Here is an 18,337-nt window from a genome sequence, read left to right as displayed (position 1 = left end):
TAAAAGCAAAAAAACAAAAGCGGGCGTGAAGCCCGCTTTTGTTAAACATTTGATATTAAATTGTTTATCTGAGCAGTTGCAACACCTGTTGAGGTTGAGCGTTAGCTTGTGCAAGCATCGACATACTCGATTGCAACAGTATCTGCTGTTTTGTGAATTGCATCATCTCTTTCGCCATGTCTGCGTCTCTTATTCGGCTTTCCGCTGCTGTCAGGTTCTCTGCTGCTACTCCAAGGTTCGCTATCGTGTGCTCAAGCCTGTTCTGAATCGCACCAAGCGCTGCCCTCGCTGTACTTACCCTGTGTATCGCTCCATCTACTACCATTATCGCTTTTTCCGCACTATTTTGGTCTGTCACTTTAAGTGTACTTGTTGTTAGTCCAAGTGACTTTGCACTCATGTTGTCAATTCCTGCTATCATGTTGTGCCCTTCGTTTGAACCTATTTGGAATATCAATTGTGTATTTGACGTGTACAATGCCTCTACTCTTACAACTGCGCTATCTATAACTTCGTTCAATGGCAGTGCTCCTCCGAAATCAGAAATGCTAAATGTTGAGCCTGTCCATCTGAATGTAATATTACCTAACGCAACAACACCTGCACCTATCGTTGCTGATGTTGTGGTTATTGAGCCGGATGCGTCTATTCTTGTAATTCTAACATCGATTGCACTGCTAACGCTTCCGTTTAATTGTCCAACTTCTATTACATATGTTCCTTCGCCAGCGGTATTTCTGATTGTTCCAAGAGAAACATTAATATTTCCACCTGTAACCACTTTTGCATCTGGTGTGAATCTGAAGTTCTCAAGTTTTCCATCTAACAATTTCTTCGTGTTGAATTCCGTTGTCCTGGAGATTCTGTCAATTTCTTCTCTTAACTGGTTGAGTTCTGCTTGTATCTGGTTCCTATCTACGTCTGTGTTCGTATCGCTTGATGCTTGTACTGCAAGTTCCCTCATCCTTTGGAGTATCGAGTGTACTTCTGTCAGTGCTCCTTCTGCTGTCTGAATCAAGCTGATAGCGTCTTGCGAGTTCTTGATTGCCATGTCAAGACCTTTGATTTGTCCCCTCATCTTTTCACTGATTGCCAAACCCGCTGCGTCGTCTCCTGCTCTGTTGATCCTTAATCCAGATGAGAGTCTCTCAAGTGTCTTGCTCATGTCCATGTTCGTCATGCTGATGTTTCTCCAGCTGTTCAGTGCGTTCACGTTGTGGTTAATCCTCATACCTCTCCACCTCCTTGTGTACTTTCGTCCTGAAAAGTCCTATCTGAAACTATATTTATCTAAGTAATTGCAACACCTGTTGAGGTTGAGCGTTAGCTTGTGCAAGCATCGACATGCTCGATTGCAACAGTATCTGCTGCTTCGTAAATTGCATCATCTCTTTCGCCATGTCTGCATCTCTTATTCGGCTTTCCGCTGCTGTCAGGTTCTCTGCTGCTACTCCAAGGTTCGCTATCGTGTGCTCAAGCCTATTCTGGATTGCACCAAGTGCAGACCTTGCTGTACTTACCCTGTGGATCGCTGCATCTACCACCATTATTGTTTTTTCTGCACTATTCTGGTCTGTCACTTTGAGTGTGCTTGTTAACAATCCAAGTGATTCTGCACTCATGTTGTCTATTCCTGCTATCATGTTATGCCCTTCGTTTGAACCTATTTGGAAGATAAGTTGACTCGCCGTTGTGTATCTACCTTCCACTCGTACAACTGCACTATCAATCACTTCATTCGAAGGTAGTGCTCCTCCAAAGTCTGCAATGCTAAATGTTGTGCCAGTCCAGGTGATATTGATTCCTGCAAATGTAAGAGCTCCAACGTTGATAGCAGTTACTTTACTGTTTGTTCCTCCCGCAGTGATGAGCGTAATCTTGACATCTATTGCTGATGATACGCCACCATTTAACTGCCCAACTTCTACAACGTAAGTTCCTTCTTGCACCGAGTTTGTGATTGTACCAATTTGTACATTAATATTTCCACCTGTAACTACTTTTCCATCTGGTGTGAATCTGAAGTTCTCAAGTTTTCCATCTAACAATTTCTTCGTGTTGAATTCCGTTGTCCTGGAGATTCTGTCAATTTCTTCTCTTAACTGGTTGAGTTCTGCTTGTATCTGGTTCCTATCTACGTCTGTGTTCGTATCGCTTGATGCTTGTACTGCAAGTTCTCTCATCCTTTGGAGTATCGAGTGTACTTCTGTCAGTGCTCCTTCTGCTGTCTGAATCAAGCTGATAGCATCTTGTGAGTTCTTGATTGCCATGTCAAGACCTTTGATTTGTCCCCTCATCTTTTCACTGATTGCCAAACCTGCTGCGTCATCTCCTGCTCTATTGATCCTTAATCCAGATGAGAGTCTTTCAAGCGTCTTGCTCATGTCCATGTTTGTCATGCTTATGTTTCTCCAGCTGTTCAGTGCGTTCACGTTGTGGTTAATCCTCATACCTCTCCACCTCCTTGTGTACTTTCGTCCTGAACTTAATTAAATAAAAACTTCCGAAAAGTTCTAAACCATAAACTTGATACTTTTCTATCACCTCCTTGATAAAGTACTCTATAAAATGTGATTTTAGCCTAATGTTTTAAATGTTTTATCCTCTCAAGATTTGCAACACCTGTTGAGGTTGAGCGTTAGCTTGTGCAAGCATCGACATACTCGATTGCAACAGTATCTGCTGTTTTGTGAATTGCATCATCTCTTTCGCCATGTCTGCGTCTCTTATTCGGCTTTCCGCTGCTGTCAGGTTCTCTGCTGCTACTCCAAGGTTCGCTATCGTGTGCTCAAGCCTGTTCTGAATCGCACCAAGCGCTGCCCTCGCTGTACTTACCCTGTGTATCGCTCCATCTACTACCATTATCGCTTTTTCCGCACTATTTTGGTCTGTCACTTTAAGTGTACTTGTTGTTAGTCCAAGTGACTTTGCACTCATGTTGTCAATTCCTGCTATCATGTTGTGCCCTTCGTTTGAACCTATTTGGAATATCAATTGTGTATTTGACGTGTACAATGCCTCTACTCTTACAACTGCGCTATCTATAACTTCGTTCAATGGCAGTGCTCCTCCGAAATCAGAAATGCTAAATGTTGAGCCTGTCCATCTGAATGTAATATTACCTAACGCAACAACACCTGCACCTATCGTTGCTGATGTTGTGGTTATTGAGCCGGATGCGTCTATTCTTGTAATTCTAACATCGATTGCACTGCTAACGCTTCCGTTTAATTGTCCAACTTCTATTACATATGTTCCTTCGCCAGCGGTATTTCTGATTGTTCCAAGAGAAACATTAATATTTCCACCTGTAACCACTTTTGCATCTGGTGTGAATCTGAAGTTCTCAAGTTTTCCATCTAACAATTTCTTCGTGTTGAATTCCGTTGTCCTGGAGATTCTGTCAATTTCTTCTCTTAACTGGTTGAGTTCTGCTTGTATCTGGTTCCTATCTACGTCTGTGTTCGTATCGCTTGATGCTTGTACTGCAAGTTCCCTCATCCTTTGGAGTATCGAGTGTACTTCTGTCAGTGCTCCTTCTGCTGTCTGAATCAAGCTGATAGCGTCTTGCGAGTTCTTGATTGCCATGTCAAGACCTTTGATTTGTCCCCTCATCTTTTCACTGATTGCCAAACCCGCTGCGTCGTCACTTGCTCTGTTGATCTTTAATCCAGATGAGAGTCTCTCAAGTGTCTTGCTCATGTCCATGTTCGTCATGCTGATGTTTCTCCAGCTGTTCAGTGCGCTAATGTTGTGGTTAATCCTCATACCTCTCCACCTCCATGTGGTTTTTGTCCTTAGTTCTCAAAGTTATTTTTCGGGGATCCCCACTTCCCGAAATCCATTGTTATTATCGGAAAAAACAAAGGACTTCTTTAGCTTAAAATATCTCTGAAAAAAATTTTTGAACGATTTCGGAATTTACAAAGTCTAAATACGTGAAAGCAAAAAATCTCTTTTCGTCCATGCCCTGTAGGGAGGGATGGTTATGCGTATCAATAATAACGTCGGTATGTGGGCAATAAGGTATTTGCAAAATCTCCAATCAACACAGAATACACAAGCTCAAAGTTTGGCACAGGCTACTATTCCTATTCAACAAAGCGTAGCTTCAACTGTAATTGCTGAAAGGATTCGTTCGCAAGTGAACGGTTACCGTGAGGTAATGATGAGTGTGTACAACGCAATTGGTGTTATGAACGTTGCGGAAGGCGGTATTCAGAACGTATCGAGCAATCTCCAAAGAATGAGAGAACTTGCAGTACAGGCTTCCAACGGAACGTTATCGGAAGCTGACAGAACGGCTTTGCAGCAGGAATTTAGTCAGTTAGCGCAAGGCATTAACAGGGTTGTCGAGCAGACAACCTATAACAACAGGAGAGTTATTGGCGGTGATATTAGAGACATGCAAGTGCAACTTGGTCCAAATGAAGGTCAGCAAATGAGAGTCACCCTCCCGGGCATGGACATTAGATCTCTTGGGTTGGAAAACGTTAATCTCAACAATGTCGAAAATGCGCAGAATGCACTTAAGGCATTAGACACAGCGATCGAAAGTGTTTCGAATACGCGTTCTTACGTAGGCAGTGTAACAAACAGATTGGAAGGCGCTGCAAGGAATCTAAGTACAACAATGCTCAACCTCACCTCCTCCGTGAGTACATTGACAGACACAGACATGGCACGTGGAGTAATGGACTGGTTAAGGACACGATTGCAACAGCAAGCAACGATAGGCATCATAGGACAGTCGAATGCTAATGCAATGAATGTTTTAAGGCTTCTTGGATAGCCATCCCTCCAACTGAAAAAAGGCGGTGGATTTCTCCACCGCCTTTTGATTTGGTGCCGAGGGCGGGACTTGAACCCGCACGGGGTTTGAACCCCTGTTGATTTTGAGTCAACCGCGTCTGCCAATTCCGCCACCTCGGCTTATTTGTGTTTTTATTATACCACTTGTTCGCTAATTTTTCAAGACTTTTCAGTGAGATTTATAAGCAAGATGTTGAAAATGGACTACAAGAGCTTGAAAAAGGAAATGGTTTAAGAGGTACAGAATCATAAATTTGAGCAGCCAAGAAAACTTTCGGTGAGGTGGAGATATGATAAGAGATAAGGTGATTTTCGTTACCGGTGGTGCCGGATTTATCGGTTGGAATACTATTCTGCGACTTTGTAATGATAATAAGATAATTATATACGATAACATGTATCGCCATTCAAAAAGCGATACTTTCAATTTGAACGTCGACAATATATCTATAATAAAAGGTGACATTCTAGATTATGAGCTTCTATATTCCTCAATTCCCGAAAACACTGACATAGTTCTCCATTTTGCAGCTATAGCTGGCGTGGATACTGTTTTAAGAAACCCTGTCAAGACTATGGAAATCAATACTATTGGTACTTATTTTCTTCTCAAGGTTGTTAAGGAGAAAGGACTAATTGATAAACTCCACAGATTAGTCTTCCTTTCCACGAGTGAGGTCTTTGGCGTAACAGCTTTTAAATCATCAGAAGATACCTCAACAAATTTACAACCTGTAGGAGAAGCAAGATGGGTATATTCTGTAAGTAAAGTTGCGGGCGAACATTTAATCAATGCATACAATAAGGAATTTGGACTAAGAAGTACCATCTTAAGACCATTTAATGTGTACGGACCTGGACAGATCGGTGAGGGTGCAATACACCAGTTTGTCGTTCGAGCCATAAAAAATGAACCATTGCAAATTCACGGGGACGGTACACAAATTAGATCTTGGTGTTACATAGACGATATGGTTGACGGAATTCTTTTGTCTCTGGAAAACGATAAGGCCATAGGTGAAGTTTTCAACATTGGAAATCCCAGGGGAACGCTTACCATTCTTTCGCTCGCAGAGAAGGTAATTTATTTATCCGGCTCATCTTCACCTATCATATTTGTTCCAAAGAATTATATCGACGTGGAGTTGAGAATCCCAAATATTGAAAAGGCTCAGAGAATATTAAATTACAATCCAAAAGTTGATTTAAACGAAGGATTGCTTAGAACGATCGAGTGGTATAAAAGTCGTATCAATAAAGTATATTAAGGAGGAAAGAACATGAGAGTAAGACTTTCTATGCCATGTATTGCTGACAAAGAAGAATTACTGAACAATTTTAGAAAAATACTTGACAGTGGATACTTTGTTCAAGGAGAACAAGTCAGAATTTTTGAAGAGAAACTCAAAGAATACCTTGGTACTAAATATTGTATAGCAGTTAGTTCTGGAACTGCAGCTCTTCACTTGGCTCTTTTAGCTTTGAACATACATGAAGGTGATGAGGTAATAGTTCCATCTTTCACTTTTCCGGCAACTGTAAATGTCATAGAGCTTGTTAAGGCAAAGCCTGTGTTTGTTGATGTTGATTTAGACACTTATAACATAAACGTTAAACAAATTGAATCAAAAATAACAAGCAAAACAAAAGCAATTATGCCCGTGCATCTTTTTGGCAATCCTGCAGAAATGGATGTAATTTTAGAGATAGCAAAAAAGTACGAACTGAAAGTTATAGAAGACGCTGCAGGTGCATTAGGAAGTCTTTACAAAGGCAGAAAGTGTGGTACTATCGGGGATATTGGTTGTTTCAGTTTCCATCCAAGAAAAGTAATTACAACAGCAGAAGGTGGGTTAGTTGTCACGAATGATGACGAAATTGCGAGAAAAATATTTGCTCTAAGAAATCATGGATTCTTCCAGGTAGGTAATAACAGAGAATTCTTAATGCCAGGGCTTAACTATAGGATGAATGAGTTCGAGGCTGCACTTGGAATCGTACAAATGGAAAAACTCGATGAAATGGTTTCGCAAAGAATAAAAATCGCAAATGAGTATATGAAAAGACTTGAAAAGATAAAAGGACTAAGTTTGCAAAAGACGACGGATGATTGCGTAAACTCTTATCAGGCTTTCGTTGTAATGCACAACGCTTTTACAAATTCTGAAATTATTCAGAAGCTTTCGAGGTATGGTATCGAAACAACCGTAGGAGCATTTGCTGTACATGAATTGAGCTATTACAAGGATATTTATCGATGCTCTTCCGAAGATTTTCCAAATGCAAAGGTACTTCATGATAAAGCCTTTGCTATACCAATATACAACGATATGGTAATGGAGGAAATTGAATATGTTGTTGAATCATTGGAAAGGATGATATTCAATGAAGATAGAGAATAACAAAATCAATAAGTCACATGGAACAGGTATGTTTGACATTAAAGATTTCAAAAAGCTCGGAGAAAACGTTATTTTCGAGCACGGAGTACTGGTTTTTCATCCGGAAAATATAGAGATTGGTAACAATGTATACATAGGTCACTACACTATATTGAAAGGTTATTATAAGAATATTATATCCATAGGAGATCACACATGGATTGGCCAACAGTGCTTTTTCCACGGTGCAGGTGGGTTAAAAATAGGTAGAGCTGTTGGAATTGGTCCAAAAGTTACCATACTAACATCGCAGCACGATTTAACGCATTTGGACATTCCCGTATATTTCGCACCCTTACTTTTTGAGGAAGTTATAATAAGCGATGGAGCTGATATAGGTGCTGGATCGATAATACTGCCGGGTGTTAAAATTGGAGAAGGAGCTGTTATAGGGGCTGGATCTGTAGTTACCAAGAGTGTTCCTGCCTATGAAATTTGGGCAGGTAATCCTGCAAAAAAACTTCGTGAAAGATAATTTTGATACTTCAAACTAAAGGAGGGAATTTCTTGAGAGTTTTACATGCCCCAATCGAAATAGCTGGCCAGCTTTGGGAATACACCGATGCTTTAAGAAAAGTTGGTGTAAATGCAAGAAAACTGACTTTTGAAGAGCATCCTTTTGGATACAAAGATGACATAATAATCAAAATTACAGGCGCAACCCACGTCTATGACTTAGTTGGTGCAGAGATTAAGATTTTCACCGAATTAGTAAACTCATTTGATATTTTCCACTTTCATTTTGGAGAGTCTTTAATTCACCAGAATCTCGATTTACCTGCACTTAAATTTATGGGTAAAAAAGTGTTGATGAATTTCTGGGGGAGCGATGTGAGATTAAAATCTATTGCAAAGCAAAAGAATCCGTTTTACAGCGACGAGATGCACCTTGGTGATGACAATTTGAAGATCGAAAAGTTGAAGATAATATCAAGATTTGTCGATTGCGCTGTCATCTCAGATTATGAGTTATATGAATATATAGAGCCGTTTTTTAAAAACATAAAACTAATACGACAAGCAGTAGACACAGAAGTTCTTCAACCAAAGTACCCAGAACCCGTCAACGAAAGACCAGTTATTGTACATGCTCCAAGTCGAACAAACGTAAAAGGAACTTCTTTTGTTGAGAATGCGATTGAAAAACTTCTACTAAAATACAACTTTGAATATATCAGGCTAAGTGGATTACCCCATGATAAGGTTTTAAGTACAATTTTGAATTCAGACATTGTCATTGATCAGGTAATCTTAGGTGCCCATGGTATACTTTCAGTTGAAGCAATGGCACTTGGAAAACCAGTTGTATGTTACATCAGGGAGGATCTGATAGACAAGTATCCAAGCGATTTACCGTTAGTCAATGCAACACCCGTTACACTAGAAGAGGAGATTGAAAAGCTACTACAATCTGGTGAACTGCGTCATGAAATAGGGAAAAGGTCCAGGAAATATGTTGAAAACTATCATAGCAAAATAACAATTGGGTTGGAACTTAAAAAGCTGTATGAGACCCTTTAACCTTTTCAATTCTAACAATTAAAAGTTTAAATATATCGCCATTCTTTTATTTGTACTTAGAAAATTCCACATTGTAAGTATTCTCAAGGTATTCTTTTGTGACAAAGACTATTTCGTCATACTGATAGGGTACGTCTAATCCGTATATGTTTACATAAATAGGCTCAAAACCAATTTCACCGAATTTTTTGAAAAGAAAATCAAGATAATACGTCTCATCAACTATTTGCAATCTGTCCGGATAGTTATTTCTTAAGAAAGTTTGGTACCTCGCATCCGGAATATTTAGATAAATCACTGTTGAAGAATTGCTGTGATTTTTTATAACTTTGAAGAGATCATTTACGATGTTTTGAGGAATATGTTCCATAGAATCTACAATTGTGATAAGATCAAAGTCGCTCCTGTTTAGTTCTAATTTTGTAGCATCAGCGACGATGTAAGTAATGTTGGAATGATAAGAATTTTGCTTTGCAAATTCGATCAACTTGTCAGACAAATCGATCGCAGTAACAATTGCACCTTTAGAAGCCATAAAGTATGACGTGATGCCGGTCCCGCAGCCTATGTCAAGAACTTTGATATAAGGTCTGACGAGTTTTGAAAGAGTATCTTTCACACGTGAATGTCTTGGATTCTCTCTAATATGGTCGTACTTCAATCTCTCTAAAAAATTATCGTAATAATCTTTTATCTCATCTGCACTTTTAGCTTTTTCCAAGTTTTCTTTATTTTTGTCCTCAACCACGTCTTTGTTTGAAATGACAGAGACACTTGTTTTTTGTGTATTATATGTCTTATCATCAATGCTTTTAATCAATCTATAAATTTCCACAATCTGTTTCTCAAGCGAATAGTTTAATTCTACAAATGCTCTGTAGCTTTCTGAATCGTAAGATTTGTTAGTTATAATTTCTAAGGCTTCGTCTAAAGTATTGTAAATTAAGTCGTTTGGCCATTGTTCTTTCGCTCCGCGATAATTCAAGATTATCGGTTTTATTCCTCTTGCCATGCCCTCCATTATGTTGTAGGGATGACCTTCATGTATACTTGTGGATAAGACAAAATTCTTATCTTCCAAGAATTTTTCAATATCTTTCACCCAACCATGTAAAATCATGTTTTCTTCTAAATCAACCTCTTTGATTGAATAATTGAAATAAACCTTGTATCTGAAATTTTCGAATTCTCCAGCTATGTGGAGCTTGTAATTCTTATCAATTCTTTTAAGTTTAGCAAGAAGCTGAATCCACATTGTTGGATCCTTTTTGTGACCTATAATTGCTGCAACAGCTAAGTTATAGCCTGGTTTGTGCAAAGTGAACTTAAATCTGTCCAGATCAATTCCATTGCTAATAACATGCTCTTTCACGTTCGGGATATCAAGTGTCTTGTGAAGCTCACGGAAGATCTCCTGTGTGTGCTTTGCAACAAAGATCAAATGATCGATTTTTGTCCAATCTATTCTTTCAGGAAAATCAGTAAGTGCTTCGTAACTATGCAATCTGCAGATAACCTTCTTTTTAGAAAGTTCTGGTATGTTTTTCGTCACAAAAATTGCCATTTCATTCGCCCACTCAAGCCAAATTATATCAGCCCATCTTACAGCTTCCTGTAAGGTTTTGATGTCTTCAGTCACAACAAGCTTTGTATCATAAGTAAGAGATAGCACTTCAGCGATATCTTTAAGAAAATTTTCGTACACTGGCAGACATAAGAATGCTATCTTCGTGTCTTTTTTCTCTTTCTTGTACAGTTCCATGAACTTGTTTTTCATTTCTGGATTATCAGTTAGCTGGGCCGCTTTTGAATAGTATTTCAAAGCCATCGGAATGTTTCCAGAGCTCAGTTGAGTATCCCCGAGTAAATCGTACACAGCCCAATCTTTGTCGTGTATTCTCATTAAGTATCTCCAAGCTTCTTTGTCATTCCCAAGTTGTTTCAAAACATATCCATAATTGAATAATAAACATATCCATAATTGAATAATAAATCAGAATCAATTGGGGAATATCTAAGTCCCTTTTCAAATGCTTCTTTTGCTTCAGTTAGTTTTCCCTGGTTGAAGTATATCATCCCAAGAAAGTTATGCTTTTTTGGCTCATTATCTTCAAGCTTATCAATCATTTCAAAAGCTTTTGAATAGTCACCCAATTGTATTAATTTTTGAATTTCATCATTCATACGTTAACCTCTAACAATTTTTTCAAATATATTTTTCCCCGAATGAGTCCTTTTATCCTACTATTTATGAACGTTTGATATCTTCAACAGTCTAAATATTTATCCGGGGTAAAAAACCCCATCCTATTTTGGGAGATGATATTATGAGAGTTAAAGGAAGGTATTTCCATGGAATTTTAGTCTTAGCTTTTGCGATCGCAGTTTTGGTTTCTTGTATACCCCTAACACCGGCTGAAAATCCTAAGGAAGTTGTTATCCAAACATCACGACACGGGCATATTACGAACGCAACTTTGGTTTTTGCAAGGGACGGTTTAAATGGCACTTGGACTAAGTTGACAGGAACAAATGGTGTATATAAATTCACTGTCAACGATTCAAGTGGTCTTTATTCCGTGGCTGTTGCTGAACCAAGTGATACTTATTCAGCAACAAAGGTGTTTTTTATACATTACAAGCTCTTGGAAACGAATTTTGTACCGGTGGATGTTGGAAATGCAACCGACGAAGATGCAGCGACGCTGACAATCAACCTGCCAAGTGATTTTGCTACAAATACGCAACTCGGAATATTCTTCTTGATTGAACACCGCTTTCCATCGATTGACGATGTTAGTGGCAACAAAGTCGCGGTCGCTGAACATCTGCCAAAAGGCAAAGGTGATTTGGTAATTTATTATCCATCATTGTGGTCTGAAGAAGGCGTTCAGAAAGTTGCTATATTAAGAAATTTCGAGTTATACACCGATAAAACAATTAACTTGAGCACATCTGATTTTAAAGATAGTGAAAGAATAAATCGTTTTGAAGACATTTTCTTAGACTGGTTGGTAGGTGGAAAGACTGCTGCATTTGGTGTAGCTTCACATGACCAGGACCACAAAATTCCAAGTTCGTTGAAGAACGATACAGATTTGTACGTGTTTGGTTACTTCAATTGGAAAGAAGGATTCACATATTCAGAATATAGAAAAGCATATCCAACAACTACGCCATTTGCTACAAGTTCTATCACTCCTGCCGAACTTCCTGAAACATTGGTAGCAACAGAGGTAATGGATGGAACACTGAAAGCAACAATTACTCCGTACAATCCAGGTCTGTCAGGAATGTCTGATATTCTGTATTTGTTCCGTGTTACCTCGTATTATGAGCTTTCTGAAGGGGGTTACCCAAATCTAGATACAGACTACTATGTTAAAATATCAAAGGGCTACTTACAAGCTTTAGAAAACGATGTTTACACATTCCCTGTAATCAGCTCAACTGAATTTCAACCTTACAACATTGACCTTGATGCAAACATAATCGCAGGAGATGAAGACGTCATTTCAGCAAATATGACATTGAAGGATTTCTTCGTTCCAAAGGATGGATTAAAGATATTGAAGTGGTTCTACGCTGTTTTCTAATTTCTAAGAAAAACAAACAGGGGCATTTCACAAATGCCCCTGTTTTATTTCTTCTACCCTTTGTTATTTTCTTTTATTATATTCCCTTATCCCTTCCCCAAGTATCCTCACGGCGTCTGCGAGCTTTTCGGCTTCAAGTACGTACGCTATCCTTATTTCACTCATTCCTGCTCCTGGCGTTGCGTAGAATCCGCTGAGCGGTGATACCATCGTCGTTTTTCCGTCAACGTTGAATTCTTTGAGCATCCAGATTATAAAGTCTTCCGCATTGTCAACTGGAAGCTTTGCAGAGAGGTAGAACGCTCCCTCAGGTTTGTGTACAACTACCCCAGGGATTTCTTTCATCGCTTCGTATGTTGCGTCTCTTCTTTTTTGGTATTCATCCCTCACTGAATTTGTGTATTCCTCGCCAAGTGTAAGCAATCCAATAGCACCGAATTGTGTTGTCTCCGCTGGACAAAGCCTTGCCTGTGCAAATTTGAGAGCGCTTTTGTAAAATTCTTTGTTCTTGGTTACCAACGTTCCTATCCTTGCGCCGCAGGCGCTGTACCTTTTCGATATACTGTCAACCATTATCGTCTGTTCTTCGATTCCTTCGAAATGAAATACTGATATGTGTTTCCTGCCGTCGAATGTGAATTCCCTGTACACTTCGTCCGAGATTATCACAAGATTATGCTTCTTTGCGAATTCAACAATTTGCTTCATCTCTTCGTAGGTGTAGACTGTGCCCGTTGGATTCGACGGGTTTGAGAAGAGAATAGCTTTCGTTTTTGGGCTGACAACCTTTTCAAATTCACTCATCGGCGGCAGTCGATAGCCGTCTTCAGTGTGGGCAGTCACGGGAACAAGTTTGACATTTAGATAGGAAGCAAATCCAAGGTAATTTGCGTAGAATGGTTCTATTGTGATAACCTCATCACCTGGGTCGCATACGACACCAAGAGCAAACATTATCGCTTCGCTTCCACCGTTTGTTACCATTATTTCGTCGGCGCTCACGTGTATGTTATGCCTTGCGTAGTATTTTGAAAAAGCTTCCCTGAGTTCTAAAAGACCCTGAGAATGAGTGTATGCAACGACTTCTGGTTTGTATTTATCGATATATTCGTACCACACGCTTGGAGTCTTTATATCCGGCTGTCCTATGTTGAGATAGTAAATATTTATACCTCTTTTTTTAGCTTCGTCTGCGTACGGGACCAATCTTCTTATTGGACTTGCGGGTGTTTCAACTGCCCTTTTTGATACCATTTCTCTTGCCTCCTTTATTGTGGTTATTCTACACGTATACTTCTTCTCTACTCTCAACTTCGGGTAGGTCTAATGGTTTATCGTGCAACACTTCAAGATAAGCATATTCTTCGGTGTACGAAATATCAAGTATGGTAACTCCGATATAGCTGAGCTGTTGCATTTTTTTGCCGTATGAAAGGAAATCTATCTTTAATTTTTGCTTGTATGCTCTTCTTTTCACAATTATGCGATTATTGTTTTCTGCTTCCTCAATAGCTCTTTGAACAGCTAAAGAGTACGCATCGATGAGCCCTCGAACGCCGAGTTTCACCCCGCCAAAGTACCTCGTTACAACTACTGCCACGTTCAACAAGCCGTATTTTCTTAATGTATTAAGCATGGGAAGTCCAGCTGTTCCAGATGGTTCTCCCGCGTCTGAGGAAAATTCAACAATATCGCTCTTAGTTATAACCCTATATGCAGGGCAGTTATGCGTTGCATCTATGTAAGTTTTATGGATTTCTGATATGAAAGCCCTTGCCTCTTCTTCTGAACTTGCTTGATGTAGAGTCGCGATGAATATGGACCTTTCTATGTTTATCTTAATCTGAGTTCTTCCCTCAAGTGTTTTAAAATTCTCAAGTTCCACTTTTGCAAAACACCTGCCTGTTCAGAAACTATCCAATGTAGAAGACTTTGTTTATTCTGTTCAACCAGCCTTTGAGATATTGAGGGTATCTCGTTCCAATTTGACGGGCGTGCTGTGAGAATGCTGTTCTTAATTTTTCAACTATCCATGGAAACCTCGGGTCAGAATCTTTCAAATAAATTAGTTCACTTCTTGGAAGTACAGAATATGCTATTGTTAGCGCCTTCTTGCCAAATAAAGTGCACATATGCATCATGGCTACCTGCAGTCTGATGCTTTGGAATTCATATATTCTGTTCGGAACATAGTACCTTGTGTACAGGATGTAATAAGCCCTGTCACGCGTTAGGTTGAAGATGTTAACATCCGGGTTATGCTTAGAAGAGATTCCGTATTTCGTAAAGCCTCCGAGTTCGTCAAATGTCAGAGTGCTCCCTTCAAAGTCGACAACGCTGTATATAACGTACTCGACTATGGAGTTGTTGTAGAGAGCTTTTCTGAGATTCTCAATATCTTTCTTAAGTTCATTAAAGCTTTTGAGCGTTAGTTGTGTTGAATCTGGAGTTTCCACATTTTGTGTGGTAGTTCCATCAGTTGAAGCGGAAACGACCTCATTACCGGTATTTTCAACCGAAACAGATGCCAAATTAATTGCCTTCTTTTGGGAAGGTGCATAAAAGAAAGTTTGATAGATTATTGCATTTGAGAAGAGAAGTAAGCCAAGAATTATCAGGTAAAGGATTATTCTCTCAGCTCTGTTCATGCCTTTTAGCACTTCAGACAATTATTCAGTTATCAATTTTGAATCGCTCAATGTCCATGTTCTTTCCATGTATACTTCTCCGGTATCGAGGTTGTAGAATTTCGTAAGGAGTGTGTTTTCGTCGATTTCAATAGTCATGACGCTCCTCGACGTTCCATTTTTGGGTAGTGATGTACTGCCGGGGTTTAGCACAAATTTTCCGTCTATTTCCTCTATCTTTGGTATATGTGTGTGTCCGTGAATTATGAATTGAGCGCTCGTGTCGTTGACAAATTGCTTTATATCATTTTCCTCGAATATCTCGCCGTGGACGAGCAAGAAGGAAAAATCTCCGAAGTATTCCATTGTCACCTTCGGCATCTCTTGTACAGACAAAACCTTTAAGTCTATATCAGCATCGCAGTTGCCTCTGATGTAGTCTATTCGGTAGTTTTTGAGCTTCTCAACTAAGCTCTTCGGGTCATATCCATCAGGTAACGGATTTCGTGGACCGTGATAGAGCACATCTCCAAGATGGAAAATGCTTGTGAATTGTTTTAAATCAAAAAGTTTTTCAATATCTTCCCAAGCTTTCACTGAACCATGCGTATCGCTGACAACGAGTATTTTCATACATGAGGCAACTAAGCCTTTCCCTCCTTCGTAGCGGTTGAAACCTGTTTTCTGTATTTATTAACCGTCCTGCGCGATATATTTATGCCTTCGGATTTGAGTATGAGTGCCAGATGAGCATCTGTCAGTGTGTTGTCTATTTCTAAGAGTCTCTGTATCTCGTTTTTCACAATTTGTGGATTGATGATTTTTCCAAAGAACAGCCTTAGTGGTAGAGTGCCGATCGGAGTACTTGCATACTTTCCTTTAACGGCACGACTGATCGTTGATGTGTGTAAGCTAATTGTCTTACTGAGATGCCTCATAGTTAATATCTGCGGATATCGTCTGTATCCTCTCAAAAAGTATTCGTTCACCTTCCGTATCTCATCGCAGATTTTGTAAAGTGTCTCTGCACGCATCTCTAAGGCTTTCATGATTATTGGGTCTTTGACTTCTATTCTTAGCACTTCAACTTTCTCCGGGGTAATTATAACATCAGGTTCGACGTATTCGTTGAATTGTCCTCCTGTGTTTTGGGATATTTCCTCAGAAAATTCGGTCAGTAGAAGTTCTATCAGTTCCTGAGCGTGAGAAATATCTATTCCAAAATTTTCAGCTATTTCTTCTGCGCTAATTCTTATTTTTCCCCTGCTGTCGATATTGTATATTATGTACTCAGCAATCTTTTCGTCGTTGTCCGAAAGCCCAAGAAAAGGCAGTAGGCCAACAAGAACTTGGTGTAGGTCTTCTGAGTACGCAACAGCGTAATCTTCCACTTCCATAACTGGAAGATACTTCTCTTTGAGCAGATGTATCGGCGTGCTCAAAATATTAAGGTAGAACTTCTCAGTTTTCGTAAGTATTAGCTTTTGTTCAAGGCGTGGTGTTAGCGAAGTTTCACGAGCTCTTTTGCTATCTGGCATGCTAACCTCACGTTATTCTTCAAAAGTTCTATATTTGCTTTGAGCGTTCTGTAATTGCTAAGCTCAGCAACTCTGGAAAGTAAATACGGAGTTACACCTTTTCCGGTTATACCTTTTTCACTGCATTCTTTCAAGGCTTGTTGGATATACCCCTCAACCTCGCTCTCAGGAACGATGTATTCCTCAGGGATTGGATTTGCTACAAGTATTGAGCCTTCTATGGATAACTCCTTCTTAGCCTTGAAAATTTTTGCGATTTCTTCAGCATTCTGAACTGTGTGGTCTAACTTGAAATCTGACAAACCTTCGTAGAAAATGGGAAATTTGTCCGTTCTGTATCCAAGCACAGTTATCTGAAAAGTTTCCATAAATTCTATAGTCTTCTTCACGTCGAGTATCGATTTGCAACCTGCACTGACAACTATAACATCCGTTTTTGCCATTTCGGTGATGTCCTGCGAAACATCCCAGTCGCCCACATGGACACCTCCGATGCCGCCAGTAGCAAAAACGTCGATTCCAGCAAGTTTTGAGAATCGCATTGTTGCACTGACAGTTGTAGCGGCGCTCTTTTTGAGCCCTACAACATATGGTATTTCTCTTGTGCCTATTTTCAGCGGTTCATCTTCAAGCATCTTGTTTATCTCTTCCTCGGTCATGCCAATGATAACTTCTCCTTTGAGGACACCAATTGTGGCGGGCACAACTCCTTCGCTTCTTGCAATTTCCTCAAGAAGTTTAGCAGTTTCAACGTTATGTGGAAACGGCAAACCGTGGGCGATTACTGTACTTTCGAGTGCGACTGTTGGTTGATTCTTGTTTAAAGCTTCTTCGACATGTTTACCGAGTCTTATCACTTGTATCACCTCTTTCTATCTCTGATTATCCTATTATACCATTTCAAAAATCTCTGTATATAAAACATGCAAAGAGGCGGATCACTCCGCCTCTTATCTAAAATATAATGAATAAAATCATTTGACTACGAGCACCCTTCTAAATTCTCCAAGATCCTTTATAGTTATAATAACTTCATATTGCCCAGCTGGAAGCTTGCCAATCTCCACGGTTTTCGTCGGCGTAGTGAATGCTTGGGTGACCATATCGCCCGGTTTTGGCCTGTAGAATGTGCCAGTTATCGTTATTTTCCCAGGATTATTTCCAACAGGGTAAACTATATCAGGCTCGTTAACTTCGATTCTGTATCCTCCCGTCGGGAACGTGCCAGCAATAATTTGAACAAACAAATAATCGTCTTTCGATGCCGGTACTCCTTCCGATATTTCAACATATTTTGTATCAGCATGCTTCAATACTCTTAACATTGCACCTTCGATTTGTTCAAGAATCGGCACTTCTGCCTCACCACCTGATGTCTTCTTTTCTTCTGGTATGACTTGCGAGTTAACACTTATTGTATATTTTGCGGGGCACATTACAAGCAAAAGTGGCATCCTAACGTATGACTTATCGCGTACGCCGTTAATCTGGTAAGAATACTCTTCTTTGCCGTATGTGAATGTGACCTTATAGACTAATTCTTTCTGAGAGGCTGCACTCGTTGTCAGTGGTTGGAATGTCCAAGCTTTAATGAGATATCCTTTGCTCTCTTTGTCTTCAAAGAGTTTAATATACTGAACGTTGAAGGTCTTTGTTCCAACTGTTTTGAAAATATGGTCAGGAAAACTAACTTCCAACTGTTTTATAACCGTACCGGCCGTTTGTAAAGATTGCTGCCCAAAAAATACCGATGAGAGCAAAAGCATTGCAAGGAAAAATGGAAAAAGAACGACTCTTTTCAC

18 protein-coding genes and 1 tRNA gene are annotated in these 18,337 nt (G+C 39.6%); 6 read left to right on the top strand and 13 right to left on the bottom strand.

The genetic code is table 11. From position 1 onward, the window contains the following. Positions 1–64: 64 nt before the first annotated feature. The 3 genes from IB67_RS09845 to IB67_RS09835 all read right to left on the bottom strand — a co-directional run bounded on the left by IB67_RS09845 (position 65) and on the right by IB67_RS09835 (position 3,768). On the bottom strand, positions 65–1,231 hold the full coding sequence (locus IB67_RS09845; protein ID WP_434223480.1) for a flagellin N-terminal helical domain-containing protein: 1,167 nt from the start codon (positions 1,229–1,231) through the stop codon (positions 65–67). Between the two features lie 55 nt (positions 1,232–1,286). Continuing rightward, positions 1,287–2,450 (bottom strand): flagellin N-terminal helical domain-containing protein, encoded by a 1,164-nt coding sequence (locus IB67_RS09840; protein WP_434223479.1) that lies wholly within the window; start codon positions 2,448–2,450, stop codon positions 1,287–1,289. 148 nt (positions 2,451–2,598) lie between these two features. Next, positions 2,599–3,768: a flagellin N-terminal helical domain-containing protein gene (locus IB67_RS09835; protein ID WP_372589800.1), complete on the bottom strand. Its 1,170-nt coding sequence runs from the start codon at positions 3,766–3,768 to the stop codon at positions 2,599–2,601. A 220-nt stretch (positions 3,769–3,988) separates the two neighbouring features. Between IB67_RS09835 and IB67_RS09830 the strand changes: the two genes are divergently transcribed. After that, positions 3,989–4,792 carry a flagellin gene (locus tag IB67_RS09830; RefSeq protein WP_072761079.1) on the top strand — a complete coding sequence of 268 codons (804 nt, stop codon included), beginning with the start codon at positions 3,989–3,991 and terminating at the stop codon, positions 4,790–4,792. A 51-nt stretch (positions 4,793–4,843) separates the two neighbouring features. On the opposite strand, the gene IB67_RS09825 is transcribed toward IB67_RS09830, so the two are convergent. After that, positions 4,844–4,932, bottom strand: a tRNA-Leu gene (locus IB67_RS09825). A 170-nt stretch (positions 4,933–5,102) separates the two neighbouring features. Between IB67_RS09825 and IB67_RS09820 the strand changes: the two genes are divergently transcribed. Genes IB67_RS09820 through IB67_RS09805 form a run of 4 tightly spaced genes read left to right on the top strand, consistent with a single transcriptional unit; the run spans position 5,103 to position 8,774 of the window. After that, entirely contained in the window at positions 5,103–6,080 is a 978-nt protein-coding gene (locus IB67_RS09820) for an NAD-dependent epimerase/dehydratase family protein (RefSeq protein ID WP_072761081.1), read from the top strand. Between the two features lie 12 nt (positions 6,081–6,092). Next, entirely contained in the window at positions 6,093–7,214 is a 1,122-nt protein-coding gene (locus IB67_RS09815; RefSeq protein ID WP_072761083.1) for a DegT/DnrJ/EryC1/StrS family aminotransferase, read from the top strand. Beyond that, entirely contained in the window at positions 7,198–7,728 is a 531-nt protein-coding gene (locus tag IB67_RS09810) for an acyltransferase (protein ID WP_178137771.1), read from the top strand. The genes IB67_RS09815 and IB67_RS09810 overlap by 17 nt, the downstream gene beginning before the upstream one ends. 32 nt (positions 7,729–7,760) lie before the next feature. Further along, positions 7,761–8,774: a glycosyltransferase gene (locus IB67_RS09805; protein ID WP_072761086.1), complete on the top strand. Its 1,014-nt coding sequence runs from the start codon at positions 7,761–7,763 to the stop codon at positions 8,772–8,774. Positions 8,775–8,820: 46 nt separating this feature from the next. Here IB67_RS09805 and IB67_RS09800 read toward each other — a convergent pair whose 3' ends face one another. Beyond that, a complete protein-coding gene (locus IB67_RS09800) occupies positions 8,821–10,677 on the bottom strand; it encodes a methyltransferase domain-containing protein (protein ID WP_072761087.1) in 1,857 nt (618 codons plus the stop codon). 38 nt (positions 10,678–10,715) lie between these two features. Beyond that, a complete protein-coding gene (locus IB67_RS09795; protein ID WP_072761089.1) occupies positions 10,716–10,958 on the bottom strand; it encodes a tetratricopeptide repeat protein in 243 nt (80 codons plus the stop codon). Between the two features lie 143 nt (positions 10,959–11,101). Here IB67_RS09795 and IB67_RS09790 point away from each other — a divergent pair, with 143 nt between their 5' ends. After that, entirely contained in the window at positions 11,102–12,370 is a 1,269-nt protein-coding gene (locus IB67_RS09790; RefSeq protein ID WP_072761091.1) for a hypothetical protein, read from the top strand. Positions 12,371–12,433: 63 nt separating this feature from the next. Here the strand turns inward: IB67_RS09790 and IB67_RS09785 are convergent, their stop codons facing one another. The 7 genes from IB67_RS09785 to IB67_RS09755 all read right to left on the bottom strand — a co-directional run bounded on the left by IB67_RS09785 (position 12,434) and on the right by IB67_RS09755 (position 18,337). Next, on the bottom strand, positions 12,434–13,624 hold the full coding sequence (locus IB67_RS09785; RefSeq protein WP_011993255.1) for a pyridoxal phosphate-dependent aminotransferase: 1,191 nt from the start codon (positions 13,622–13,624) through the stop codon (positions 12,434–12,436). A 28-nt stretch (positions 13,625–13,652) separates the two neighbouring features. Next, the gene (locus IB67_RS09780) at positions 13,653–14,255 is read right to left on the bottom strand and encodes an IMPACT family protein (RefSeq protein ID WP_072761093.1); all 603 of its coding nucleotides are present in this window, start codon (positions 14,253–14,255) and stop codon (positions 13,653–13,655) included. A gap of 28 nt (positions 14,256–14,283) precedes the next feature. Continuing rightward, entirely contained in the window at positions 14,284–15,018 is a 735-nt protein-coding gene (locus tag IB67_RS09775; RefSeq protein ID WP_072761095.1) for a glycosyl hydrolase 108 family protein, read from the bottom strand. A 21-nt stretch (positions 15,019–15,039) separates the two neighbouring features. Then, positions 15,040–15,630: a phosphodiesterase gene (yfcE, locus tag IB67_RS09770; RefSeq protein ID WP_072761097.1), complete on the bottom strand. Its 591-nt coding sequence runs from the start codon at positions 15,628–15,630 to the stop codon at positions 15,040–15,042. 11 nt (positions 15,631–15,641) lie between these two features. Then, positions 15,642–16,535: an RNA polymerase factor sigma-54 gene (locus IB67_RS09765; RefSeq protein ID WP_072761099.1), complete on the bottom strand. Its 894-nt coding sequence runs from the start codon at positions 16,533–16,535 to the stop codon at positions 15,642–15,644. Next, positions 16,499–17,389: a pseudouridine-5'-phosphate glycosidase gene (locus IB67_RS09760; RefSeq protein WP_218587322.1), complete on the bottom strand. Its 891-nt coding sequence runs from the start codon at positions 17,387–17,389 to the stop codon at positions 16,499–16,501. Before IB67_RS09760 ends, IB67_RS09765 begins: the two co-directional genes overlap by 37 nt. 120 nt (positions 17,390–17,509) lie before the next feature. Then, a complete protein-coding gene (locus IB67_RS09755) occupies positions 17,510–18,337 on the bottom strand; it encodes a protease complex subunit PrcB family protein (protein ID WP_072761103.1) in 828 nt (275 codons plus the stop codon).

This window comes from Fervidobacterium riparium, assembly GCF_025370035.1.
Taxonomy (GTDB): Bacteria; Thermotogota; Thermotogae; order Thermotogales; family Fervidobacteriaceae; genus Fervidobacterium; species Fervidobacterium gondwanense.
The sequence above is the reverse complement of the archived record's forward strand: the minus strand, read 5'-3'. Positions and strand labels throughout refer to the sequence as shown.

Coding starts and splice junctions, on each gene's coding strand:
- IB67_RS09845 (WP_434223480.1), bottom strand. CDS start 1,231: ATGAGGATTAACCACAACGTGAACGCACTGAACAGCTGGAGAAACATC.
- IB67_RS09840 (WP_434223479.1), bottom strand. CDS start 2,450: ATGAGGATTAACCACAACGTGAACGCACTGAACAGCTGGAGAAACATA.
- IB67_RS09835 (WP_372589800.1), bottom strand. CDS start 3,768: ATGAGGATTAACCACAACATTAGCGCACTGAACAGCTGGAGAAACATC.
- IB67_RS09830 (WP_072761079.1), top strand. CDS start 3,989: ATGCGTATCAATAATAACGTCGGTATGTGGGCAATAAGGTATTTGCAA.
- IB67_RS09820 (WP_072761081.1), top strand. CDS start 5,103: ATGATAAGAGATAAGGTGATTTTCGTTACCGGTGGTGCCGGATTTATC.
- IB67_RS09815 (WP_072761083.1), top strand. CDS start 6,093: ATGAGAGTAAGACTTTCTATGCCATGTATTGCTGACAAAGAAGAATTA.
- IB67_RS09810 (WP_178137771.1), top strand. CDS start 7,198: ATGAAGATAGAGAATAACAAAATCAATAAGTCACATGGAACAGGTATG.
- IB67_RS09800 (WP_072761087.1), bottom strand. CDS start 10,677: ATGAGAATACACGACAAAGATTGGGCTGTGTACGATTTACTCGGGGAT.
- IB67_RS09795 (WP_072761089.1), bottom strand. CDS start 10,958: ATGAATGATGAAATTCAAAAATTAATACAATTGGGTGACTATTCAAAA.
- IB67_RS09790 (WP_072761091.1), top strand. CDS start 11,102: ATGAGAGTTAAAGGAAGGTATTTCCATGGAATTTTAGTCTTAGCTTTT.
- IB67_RS09785 (WP_011993255.1), bottom strand. CDS start 13,624: ATGGTATCAAAAAGGGCAGTTGAAACACCCGCAAGTCCAATAAGAAGA.
- IB67_RS09775 (WP_072761095.1), bottom strand. CDS start 15,018: ATGAACAGAGCTGAGAGAATAATCCTTTACCTGATAATTCTTGGCTTA.
- yfcE (WP_072761097.1), bottom strand. CDS start 15,630: ATGAAAATACTCGTTGTCAGCGATACGCATGGTTCAGTGAAAGCTTGG.
- IB67_RS09765 (WP_072761099.1), bottom strand. CDS start 16,535: ATGCCAGATAGCAAAAGAGCTCGTGAAACTTCGCTAACACCACGCCTT.